At 65.3% G+C, this 10,382-nt stretch carries 8 protein-coding genes; 1 reads left to right on the top strand and 7 read right to left on the bottom strand.

The genetic code is table 11. The annotated features are described in order from the left end of the window. The 5 genes from VIE67_RS14520 to VIE67_RS14500 form a co-directional block, all read right to left on the bottom strand. A partial coding sequence (locus VIE67_RS14520) for an ABC transporter permease (RefSeq protein WP_332027166.1) occupies positions 1–467 on the bottom strand: 467 nt, incomplete at its 3' end. Positions 468–598: 131 nt separating this feature from the next. Further along, positions 599–1,507, bottom strand: a complete 909-nt coding sequence (locus VIE67_RS14515) for an ABC transporter ATP-binding protein (RefSeq protein ID WP_332027167.1) — start codon at positions 1,505–1,507, stop codon at positions 599–601. 70 nt (positions 1,508–1,577) lie between these two features. Further along, the gene (locus VIE67_RS14510; protein WP_332027165.1) at positions 1,578–2,564 is read right to left on the bottom strand and encodes an HlyD family secretion protein; all 987 of its coding nucleotides are present in this window, start codon (positions 2,562–2,564) and stop codon (positions 1,578–1,580) included. Beyond that, positions 2,545–3,330, bottom strand: a complete 786-nt coding sequence (locus VIE67_RS14505) for a TetR/AcrR family transcriptional regulator (protein WP_332027164.1) — start codon at positions 3,328–3,330, stop codon at positions 2,545–2,547. Before VIE67_RS14505 ends, VIE67_RS14510 begins: the two co-directional genes overlap by 20 nt. 150 nt (positions 3,331–3,480) lie before the next feature. Beyond that, on the bottom strand, positions 3,481–4,401 hold the full coding sequence (locus VIE67_RS14500; RefSeq protein WP_332027163.1) for a PhzF family protein: 921 nt from the start codon (positions 4,399–4,401) through the stop codon (positions 3,481–3,483). Between the two features lie 159 nt (positions 4,402–4,560). On the opposite strand from VIE67_RS14500, the gene VIE67_RS14495 reads away from it, so the two are divergent. Then, positions 4,561–5,538 (top strand): ribokinase, encoded by a 978-nt coding sequence (locus VIE67_RS14495; RefSeq protein ID WP_332027162.1) that lies wholly within the window; start codon positions 4,561–4,563, stop codon positions 5,536–5,538. Between the two features lie 48 nt (positions 5,539–5,586). On the opposite strand, the gene VIE67_RS14490 is transcribed toward VIE67_RS14495, so the two are convergent. Further along, entirely contained in the window at positions 5,587–8,796 is a 3,210-nt protein-coding gene (locus VIE67_RS14490; RefSeq protein WP_332027161.1) for an nSTAND1 domain-containing NTPase, read from the bottom strand. Further along, positions 8,793–10,178, bottom strand: coding sequence for a toll/interleukin-1 receptor domain-containing protein (locus VIE67_RS14485; RefSeq protein ID WP_332027160.1), 1,386 nt, complete (start codon positions 10,176–10,178; stop codon positions 8,793–8,795). The genes VIE67_RS14490 and VIE67_RS14485 overlap by 4 nt, the downstream gene beginning before the upstream one ends. Positions 10,179–10,382 lie beyond the last annotated feature (204 nt).

The raw sequence follows: 10,382 nt of genomic DNA, 5'->3' as shown, positions 1-10,382 counted from the left end.
TGGCCCGGATTGATCAAGGCCTGCAACGGCAGCAGGGCCAGCTGCGCCGCGGCCTGTTGCACGACCTGATCGGAACCGTCGACGACGATCTGCAATGGCGGCCGCGGCCATGGCCGTGCGTCGCTGGTCTGCTCGATCAGGCGACGCTCGAAATCGGCCGGAATCACCAACGCCGCGCTGATCTTGCCCGCGCGCAGCAGCGTGTCGAGTTCCTGCGGCGTCTTCACGAAATAACGGAAGTCCATCACCTCGGTCTGGCCGAGTGCGGCGACGACTTCGCGCGCATGCGCGGTCTGCGCCTGATCGAGCACCGCGGCCTGCAGATGGCGGATGTCCATATTGATCGCATAGCCGAACAGCAGCAGCTGCATGGTCGGAATACCGACGATCATCGCGAACGTGAGCCGGTCGCGGCGCAGCTGGCGCAGCTCCTTGATCACGATCGAGAGCAGGCGGCGCAGATTCATCGTCTATGGCCCGTCAGGCAAAAGCGGAAAAAGGCTGTTGGCCGCAAAGAGCGCAAAGGACGCAAAAGGAGCGAAAGCGCACTGAGAGTTTTCTTTGCGTTTTTTGCGCTCTTTGCGGCCAATCGGCTTTTTCATTTCCATTTCTGCGTCGCCGCAACGAACACGTCTTCAAGGTTCGCCGCCACCGGCTGCAGCTGCGCGACGACTCCCGCCTGCTGCAATCTACGGTCTATCTGTTCGCGCTGTTCCGCGCCCGCCTGCGCGAGCACGCGCAATTGCGCGCCGATCTGCGCCATCGCCATGATTCCTGGCAGACCCTGCAACGTGGTCTGCACACGGCGCGGGTTGTCGCATTCGGCGAACAGGACCTGACCCGGCAGCGCGTCGCACAGTTCGCGCGGGCTACCGTCGGCGACCAGTTTGCCGTGATCGAGTATCGCCAGCCGATGACAGCGCTCGGCCTCGTCCATGTAATGCGTGGAAACCAGGATCGTCGTACCGACATCAGCAAGCGCAAACAGCGAATCCCAGAACTCGCGCCGCGATTGCGGATCGACCGCCGAAGTCGGCTCGTCGAGCAGCAGCAGCTCAGGTTCGTTCAACACCGCGGCAGCGAGGGCGAGGCGCTGTTTTTGTCCGCCCGACATCGTGCCTGCCAGCTGATCGCGCTGTTCGTTGAGCCAGTAGCGATCAAGCAGCTCGGCGATGCGCGTTTTCGCACGCGCGCGGGTGAGTTCGTGCACGGCGGCAACGAAGTCGAGATTCTCGAACACGGTCAGATCGTCGTAGAGCGAGAACTTCTGCGTCATGTAGCCGATACGCCGTTTCAAGGCCTCGGCCTGTTGCGGAATCTTGTAGTCGAGCACGCTGATATCGCCACTGCTCGGCAGCAGCAGGCCGCAGAGCATGCGGATCGTAGTCGATTTGCCGGAACCGTTGGGTCCGAGAAAACCGTACACCTGTGCGCGCGCCACGGTCAGATCGACATGATCGACCGCGACCAGATTGCCAAAGCGCTTGGTCAGACCACGCGCGACGATCGCATTGCTTCTGGCCCCTTCCCCCGCTTGCGGGGGAAGGTTGGGATGGGGGGAAGTCAGCGACGACATCTTATTTATCGGCAACGGACTTGCCCACCAGCAGCGTCGCCTGACACGGAATTCCCGCTGGCAGATCGCGCGCTGCCGGCGCATCGAGCTCGAGTTCCGCGCGCCACGCCAGCCGGCTCGCATCGTCGCCGCTCAAGGCGTAGTACGGGGTGAACGTTGCCTCGCTGGCGATGCGCACCGCGGTCGCGCTGAACGCCTGCGCCACGCCATCGACGCGCACGTTGAAACGTGCACCCTGCTGCAAGCTCGCGCGCACGGGTTCGGGTACGAACACGCGTGCATACGGCGCGTCGCCGACCAGCAAGCTGACCACGCTTGCACCCGCTGCGGGCCGGTCGCCGAGTTTGAATGGCAAGGTATCCACGCGTCCCGCGCGCGGCGCGCGCACGCTCAGCCGCTGCAGCGTGACCTGCAACTGGGCGAGCGTCGCCTGCGCCTGCGCGAGCGAGGCTTCGCCTTGGGCCAGATCTTCCGGCCGTGTTCCATGCAGCAATTCGTCAAGATTCGCCTGCGCCGCTTTCGCGTCAGCGTTGGCCTGACGCAGAACGGCGTCGGCGTTGTCGAGGTCGGACTGGCTGTTGAGTCCTTTCCTGCGGATTTCCGCCGCACGGTCGCGCGCGAGTCTGGCATTGAGCGCAGTTGCTTGCGTACGCACAAGCGCGGCGCGCGAGGCGTCAATCGTTTCGATGCGCGCGCCGTGACGCAATTCGTCGAGCGCGGCGCTCAGGCGCAGCACATCGGCCTGCGCCGCATCGACTTGCGCCTGCGTGCGGCGCGGATCGAGCGTGAGCAGCAACTGGTCGGCGGCGACGTGATCGCCTTCCTTGACCAGGATCTGCACGATCGGCTCGGACACCTCAGCCGGCACCGCAATGCGATCCCATTCCAGCGTGCCGAGCAGCGGCGCGGGTCCGCTGTCGCGCGCGCACCCAGCCAGTGCGGCGAGTGCACACAAAGATAAAAGTACACTACGTTTTGGTTTTCGCATGCGGTTTCTCCAACATGCCATCGAACAAGGTCAGCGTGTGCTCGATCAGCACATCCCAACCCGGCGCGCCGGCGTGCATCGACTTCATCTGCGCCTGCCGCGCACGGATCGCCTTCATGACCGGCTCGGGCAAGCCGTTGAACGTGGACAGCGCGACTTCGCGCCAGACCGGAGCAGCGGCGAACGGAAATACCGCGAGGCTGATCAACGAAATGCCAGTCAGCAGCGGGTTGAGATCGGAACGGATTTCGCCGCAGCGCTGCGCTGCGGCGATCAGCATCAAGGTTTTCGGCGAGATCACCGCGGCGAACTGCGCCTGCATGTTCTCACGCAGCGAACCGCCTTCGCTCAGCACCTCGCGCACCATCAGGCGCGGCATCCACGGATTTGCGGCCAGATTGCGCATATGTGTTTCGAGGAACTTGCGCAAGGTCGCGCGCGGGCTCGGCAACGGCGCCAGCAGCGGCGCCACCGAAACCGCGACGAACGGCGCCACGCGTTCGGCCAGAATCGTTTCGACCAGTGAGCTGCGGCTGGCGAAGTAGTAGTGCAACAACGCCGGCGTGACGCCCGCGCGTTGCGCGATCGCGCGCAACGGCGTCGCCGCGATGCCGCGCTCGGCGTACAGCTCGATCGCGCTGTCGAGCAGACGGCCGCGCAGGTCGACCCCGCCCGCGGCCTGCGGCCGGCCGGGTCGGCGCGGCGGTTTGCGCGCGGGCGCAACCTTGGATGGCGAACGCGATCGCGGCTGGCGCTTCGAACTCATGCACGAATTATAATTAAACGTATAATTAATTTCAAGACACGCCAGATCAGCCCTGATCGATGCGCCAGTCTTGCCAAGCTCGCCGGTTCGCACTCGCCGTGCTCGGCTTCTACCCCGCACGCGCCAAGCGCTGCCGTCGCGCAAAGTGCGCTAGCCCACAGCGATTCGCTGCAGCACGCGGCCATCGATGATCGTGTGGCTGCGCCCGCCGACCCACACCGCGCCGTCGGCCTCGATGCGGATATCGATGGTCGCGTCATGGCCCATTTCGCGACCCTGACTTACGCGATAGCCCCGCGCCAATGCGCCCTGCGGTTCGCGCTGTGCGATATAGGCGGCGATCAGACCGTTCGCCGCACCCGAGGCCGGATCCTCGACGATGCCGACGCCGGCCGGAAATGCGCGCACGACCAATTGACAGTCGCGCGCGGCGCTACGTGCACTCGACTTTTCTTCGTGTGCGTGGGCGCGCGCAAAACAGCACAGGCCGAGGCTGTCGCCCGCGCGCGCGAGTGCGGCAATCGCGGCGTGATCCGGCCGCCACGCGCGCAGCGCGCTTTCGCTCGCGAATTCCGCAAGCCACCAGCGCCGGCCGCCTTCGACAAAGGCCGGTGGCAAAACGCCGAGCGGCGCATCGCCGATCACCGTGCGCAATAACGGATCGTCCGCGCCTTCGCGCAGAATGCGTGCCGCCGGCGCCTGCACGTAGAGCTGGCGTGCCGCGGCCTCGCCTTCGACGCGAATCGGCAGCAAGCCTGCGGCGCATTCCTGGATCAGCAATCCGTCGCGCGGCGCAACGTGGCCGATTTCGAGCGCCGCGTGCGCGCTGCCGATGGTCGGATGCCCGGCGAACGGAATTTCCTTGGCCGGAGTAAAAATGCGCAGGCGATAGCTCGCCGCTTGTTCTGCAGGCGCCAGCACGAAGGTTGTCTCGACCAGATTCGTCCACGCGGCGAAACGCTGCATGTCCTGATCGCTCCAAGCGTCCGCGCCGAACACGACACCGAGCGGATTGCCGCCGCCCGCGCGTTCGGCGAATACATCGACTTGCAGATAGCGCAGGGATGACATGCGTGCGTGCCTGATAGCAGGTGGGAGCGGCACGCTGCAACGCGCAGTCGAAAGTGTCAAGGCTATGTGCATGCGCGTTGCAGAAAATATGACGCATTCGTGCGCAGGTCCGCCTAAAATCGAGCCGACGACTCCAACCTCGGCACAGATACTCCAGCCATGACCGCTTCCACGCGCAACACCATTCTCGTCGCCGGCTCGGCGAATCTGGATTTCGTCGTGCGCGCCGCGCATGTGCCGGCGCCGGGCGAAACCGTGCTCGGGCGCGAGTTCAGCACGTTTCCCGGCGGCAAGGGCGCCAACCAGGCCGTTGCCTGCGCGCGCGCAGGCGACGCACCGACGCAGATGCTGCTCGCGCTCGGCGACGATCCCCACGCCACGCCGCTGGAAGCATCGCTGTGCGCGGCGGGTGTCGCGATGCATATCGTGCGCGCGCGCGATGTCGCCACCGGCACCGCATTTGTCTGCCTGGCCGACGATGCGGAAAACGCGATCACGGTCGCGCCCGGCGCAAACAATGCGCTGCGCGGCGAGGACCTGCCCGATCTCGACGCCATCGGCTATCTGCTGCTGCAACTGGAAACACCGATCGACACCGTCGTTGCGTTTGCGCAGAAAGCGCGTGCGCAAGGCACCAAGGTAATTCTCAACGCCGCGCCGGCGCGTGCGCTTACGGCCGCGTTGCTCGATGCGCTCGACGTGCTGATCATCAACGAAGGCGAGCTTGCGGCGATCACGGGAGTGCAGGACCGCATCGCCGAAGCACTGACGCATCTCAAGGTGCCCTGCGTGATCGTCACGCTCGGCGCACGCGGCTGCTGCGCGCGCAGCCTGCGTGCTGACGGTGGTGGCGAATTTCATCTGCAGACCGCCTATCGTGTCAAAGCTCTCGACACGACTGCGGCCGGCGATACCTTCTGCGGCGCCTTCACGGCTGCGCTGAGCCGCGCAGACGCGTTGCCGCAAGCCATGCAGAGCGCGAGCGCCGCCGCCGCGATCGCCTGCACGCGGCTCGGCGCGCAATCGAGCATTCCGACCAAGACCGAGGTCGACGACTTTCTGCGCGCGCATGCCGCCGCGTCGAACGCGACGGATGATCTGCACGAGCTTGCCGTCTATTGCGCTATCCCACGCTGAGCGTCGGATTAGGATTCTTTTCCGGCGAGTTCGCAGCCGCGCGTCGCCTCAGTCGTGCGGCGCTGCGCGCGCGGCCGCGATCAAGCCGGCCACCTCGCGCATGTCTGCAAGTTGTTTGGCTTCCGCCGATGCACCGTCGATCAGTTTGGCGGCCTCGACCAGGTCCGCGTTGCGCTGCGTACGACCGTCGGCATCCGCGGGGCGCACGATCGCGCTGACATAAAGCGCATACGCGTACTCGCGACGAAACGTGGTGCCGTGCGCACCCGCTTGTTGCTCTTCTTTGTAGTAATCGAGTGCAGGTTGCAGGGTCTTCCGCGCGTCATCGGTGCGGCCCTGCATCGCGATCGCGTGGGTGAGAACCGCACTGGCGCGAGACGCCCGGTTCTTTGGATCAGCCTCCGATTGCGGATCTGCAGGGACAGCCAGCCAGCGGCGGGCCAGGGCTTCAGCTTGCGCATAGCGACCGAGCCGAATCGCCGCTTGCGCCGCGACGCCAAGATTGGTAGCCAAGATTCTGTTCTTCATCGTTGTGGAACCCAGGTCGCCTGCCGGCACCTGGATCGATCCGATGCGATCGACCATCGCAATGGTATTGGTCAACGCGGCCTGCGACGCGCCTTCGATCAGTTGCACGCCGGCACCGATTGCGAGCTCCGGTGTAGCCAACAGCTGACGCTTTGGATCATCGGGCGGAAGTTGTGCAACGACCTCGCCGGTGTCGCGCGCGAAAGCCTTCAACGCTTGCGCAGCCGCGGCCGAATCGCCGACCAGCGCTTGCAGGTATGCGAGCTGGATCCATTGATACCACGCCCGCGGACCGAGGCTGGAAGGAAGCCGCTTGTCCTGCTCCAGGGCCACCAGCGACCGCATCGTCGCGATCGCGTGCGCCACCTCGCCGCGCTCGAACTCAAGATCGGCGACCTGTCTCAAACCCAGCGTCCACTGCCACCAAGAGGTCAGGTCGGAGGGATTGAAGCGCACTTCGTCTTCTCCCGCCTGTGCCGCCCGGTTGGCGTAGTCGGCGGCGGCAGCGTCATCGTGCTGGCGGTTGGCGAGCGATCCGAGCAACTGCGCCGCAAAGGCGCGGACAGAGAGCGAGTGCTGGTCGCCGGGACGTTGCGCCAGCACCTTCTCGGCCAGCTCGTAAACTTCCTGCTCGAGCTTCTTGGCCTCATCGACGCGGCCGAGCGCCAGCAGCGCGCGCGCCTCGGTGTCGGCCGTGTCGGCATACGAGGAAGCGGCCTCGAGGTTCGACAAATCCAGCGCGCCCAAACCCACCAGGACCTTGCGTCCTTCATTGCAGGTCGTGACGGCCGTTGCCTTTTCCTGGGTCAGGCAAAGATAATTCAAGGTGTCCGCATACAGTTGCCTGACGCGGCGTGAACCGTCCGGCGCGTATGCCAGCGGTCGCAACAGATCGGCGGCCTGTATCAACTGCTCGGCATTGCCGTGCCCACCGCCACCGCCGGCTACGCTGCTGCCTTGGCTTTCCAAGGTCAGGCCCAGACCATAGATGACGGCCTCGCTGTCGTCGCCCGCAGCGCGCCGTTTTTCGAACACGGCCTGAGCCTCACCAAAACTCTTGTGGGCCGCTTCCACATTGCCGCTTGCCAGCTGGGCGGCGCCTTCGCGCGCCAAGGCCATGGCGCGGTTGATCTTCGTTTGCGGTGTGACCAACTCCTTGGGCAATCCGTCGTAGTAACCCACCGTCATGTGCGCGAGTTTGCCCAAGGTGTCGAGCCGGCCGGTCGGTTGGAGTTCGGAGTAGAAATCCTCGATCAAGAAGCTGACGAGCTTCTCGGCATTGCTGCGTGAAGTCTGCGCTTCGGCCTCCGCCACGCGCGCGCGGCGCAGGTTGACCCAGCCGAACACCGCGCTGGCGACCGCGACGATCATCAGCACCGCACAGATACCCGCGATCATGCGCGCGCGCAGCAGAGCGCGATGCGTGGCCGCTTCGCGTTCCTGCTGCGCGGCGAGCTGACGCTGCGCCTCGTCGCGCGCTTCGCGCTCGTGGCGCAGGTTGCGGCTGGACAGCACGACGCTGCACAACACGTCGTGGGTCAGTTCCACGCGGCGCATGTCGAGGCGCTCCTCGATGCGCAGCAATCGCCGGTCGACCAGGGTCGCCAGCGCGTCCGGCGCCGCTCCCGCCGCGGCCAGGTCCTTGCTCACGCGTTCCTCGGCCAGACTCTCGCGGTAACCCGACTCGGTCAGCAATTCGTTTTCGATCACGCGGCGCACGCCGGCCGGCTGGTCGGCAAGCGTGCGTTCGTAGAATTCGCTCAGGATCGTGTCGCGCGAGCCGGCGAGCAGATCGGCGGAAATCTCGCTGCGTCCGCGCGCGAGACGCACGCTGTTTAGCTCGCGGCAGACCAGGCTGAGCAGCGAAGGCTCGATCTCCGCGTTGACCAGTTCCGAGCCGCCGGCGACGAAGCGCACGATCGACTCGGCCACTTCCTGCGATACCAGGCGGCCGCCAGGCTCAAGCACGGCGCTTAGCGCCTGCTTGCCGTTCATGCGCGCCAACCGCATGCGGTTCTGCGTGATCGACGGCATGTTGCCCTTCACGCTCTCCAGATGCGCAAGATAGTCCTCGCGCAGCGAGATCAGCACGCGGTAATCGGCGCGCGCGAAATCGAAAATCTCGGCGGTGGCCTCGTCCTGATCGAGTCGCGTCTCCAGCGCCGTTGGCGGCCGGTTCTCGACCAGATCGGCGAGATCTTCGAGAAACTCCTTGGCGCGCCGGCGGCCGATGTCGTCGGCCTGCGCGAGCGTGAAAATCTCTTCGAACTGGTCGAAGATCAGCAACGGCAGCAGGGTGCGTCCGTCGGCATCGCGCAACAGGTCGCCGCGATGGTGCAGGAACTCCCACAGCGATTCGCCTTCGACCGCCGTACCGGCCTGCGTCCAGTAACCCGCGCCGGACGTGGCCCTGAAGATCGCCTGCTTGATCTGCTCGGACGGCGGCGGCGATTCGGGCGCATAGTCCAGGCGCACGTAAACCGGGCAAAACCCTTCGGCACGCAGACGCGGCACGATGCCGGCGCGCAACAGCGAGGTCTTGCCGAGCCCGGACTGGCCGAACAGCACGGTCAGGGGTTTGCGCTGCACGCGGCGCGCGAGTTCGGCCGTCTCCTCGTCGCGGCCGTGGAAATAGGCACGCGTTTCCTCGGAATACGAAAACAGCCCCAGCCACGGATTTTCCGGGTCGATCGTCACCGCGTCGCGGCTGCCGCCTGCTGCCACGCTCATGCGTGCCTCGCGCTGAACAGGTCGGCGAGCCGGCGCAGAAACTCCGGCGGCGGTTCGCCGCCCGGCATGCGCAGGATATGCAAAGCCTTGAAACTCTCCGGCACCACCGCTTCGGATTCCGGCGTACCGTCGATGCATACCGGCAGGACGAACACTGCGCCGTCGGCGATGTTGCGACTGCGATCGACTGCGTAGCTCCACTCGCGACGGAAGTACGCCTCGTGGCGGCGCTGGGTGGTCGCCGAAATGACCGGCACGAAGAAACTGCAGCGCGCGATGTTGTTGTGGATCTTGCGGTCGTAATCGTCGCCGCCTTCGAGCCGGTCCAGATCGAACCAGGTGGTGAACCCGGCGGCATCGAGCGCAGCCTTGAGCTGCTGCACGGCGGGCAGGTCCTCGCGCGCGTAGCTGATGAAGATCGCGTTCTCCGGCATCTCGCGCGACGGAGGCAGGAAGCGCTGCGGTGAACTTCCGCTCGATGCCGCCGGCGGACGCTGACGCCGGGTCCAGCGCGCATGCAGTTCGGCGACGAATGCCTCGGCGCCGCCGTAGACCCGCGTACGCACGCTCACCTGCTGCAGGAACGCCACGAGCCGCCCGTCCTGCAGGGTGTGGTCGTCGGCGAAAACTTCGCTGACATCGCGCGGATCCGACAAGCGCTTGCGTTTGGCCATGCGCAGAAACAACCGCGCGAGCCAGTTGGAAAAATCGCTGCCGATCAGCAGCAGGTGATTGTGTTCGAGTTCGTGAAAAAGCTTTTCCGGCGTCAGATGCTCGGACTGCAACGCGCAGATGAACTCCAGCATGTCCTCATCGGAGACCACGTAGGTCGGCGAAGCGGAGAGCCGGCCCAACAGGTGATAAATCACCGTCCGCTGCAACTGGCTGCGCTCGACCGGCAGGTCGGCAACCCGATTGGGCGAGTAGCTGATGACATCGGCCGCCGATTGGCCGCCATGGCGTTCGAGATTGACCGCCTGCTCGAGCAGCGGATCGAACGTCGTCGTCACGAACAGATCGAAGTCGGTGATCTGCGCCAATTGGCGCAGCGCGAGCGGTGGCTCGAAGGTCACCTCGCGCATGATCGAGCGCAGGCGCGTATACGCTTCCTCGCGGCGTCCATGCTGGCCGAGAAAACAGCACATGACGTCGTTGAGCGTGAGCGGCTGCGGCAGCCCGACCGTGTCCACCGACAAGCGTGCGGCCAGTTTCTCGGCCAGCCATTCGTACAGCGGACGCAGGCCGCGATCGGTCTGCACGCGCAGCAGATCGGGCCCGATGATCGGGATGACCCGGCGTTCCTCGATGTAGTTGAGCAGATCGTCCCAGGCGTCCTCGTCGAAGGACTGGATCGAACCCACGGTCGCCGGCAGCGTCGTCATATTCTCCGTTGCTCAAAAAAAATTTTGGAGCACGAGCACCGGGTAAGTCTGCTGGCGGGTCGGACGCGATTCATGCAACTGAAGCCTCTGCTGGCTTGCGCGGCAATCGAGACATGCGGCCTGCCTAGTGTAGCAATTCCGTGAACGAAATCCGGTGGCAGGCGCCTTGGTCCACGCCGATGCAGGGTTCAGGCGCGATGCGGA

It is taken from the genome of Rudaea sp., from assembly GCF_036560865.1.
Classification (GTDB): domain Bacteria; phylum Pseudomonadota; class Gammaproteobacteria; order Xanthomonadales; family Rhodanobacteraceae; genus Rudaea.
The sequence above is the reverse complement of the archived record's forward strand: the minus strand, read 5'-3'. Positions and strand labels throughout refer to the sequence as shown.

Coding starts and splice junctions, on each gene's coding strand:
- VIE67_RS14510 (WP_332027165.1), bottom strand. CDS start 2,564: ATGCGAAAACCAAAACGTAGTGTACTTTTATCTTTGTGTGCACTCGCC.
- VIE67_RS14505 (WP_332027164.1), bottom strand. CDS start 3,330: ATGAGTTCGAAGCGCCAGCCGCGATCGCGTTCGCCATCCAAGGTTGCG.
- VIE67_RS14500 (WP_332027163.1), bottom strand. CDS start 4,401: ATGTCATCCCTGCGCTATCTGCAAGTCGATGTATTCGCCGAACGCGCG.
- VIE67_RS14495 (WP_332027162.1), top strand. CDS start 4,561: ATGACCGCTTCCACGCGCAACACCATTCTCGTCGCCGGCTCGGCGAAT.
- VIE67_RS14490 (WP_332027161.1), bottom strand. CDS start 8,796: ATGAGCGTGGCAGCAGGCGGCAGCCGCGACGCGGTGACGATCGACCCG.
- VIE67_RS14485 (WP_332027160.1), bottom strand. CDS start 10,178: ATGACGACGCTGCCGGCGACCGTGGGTTCGATCCAGTCCTTCGACGAG.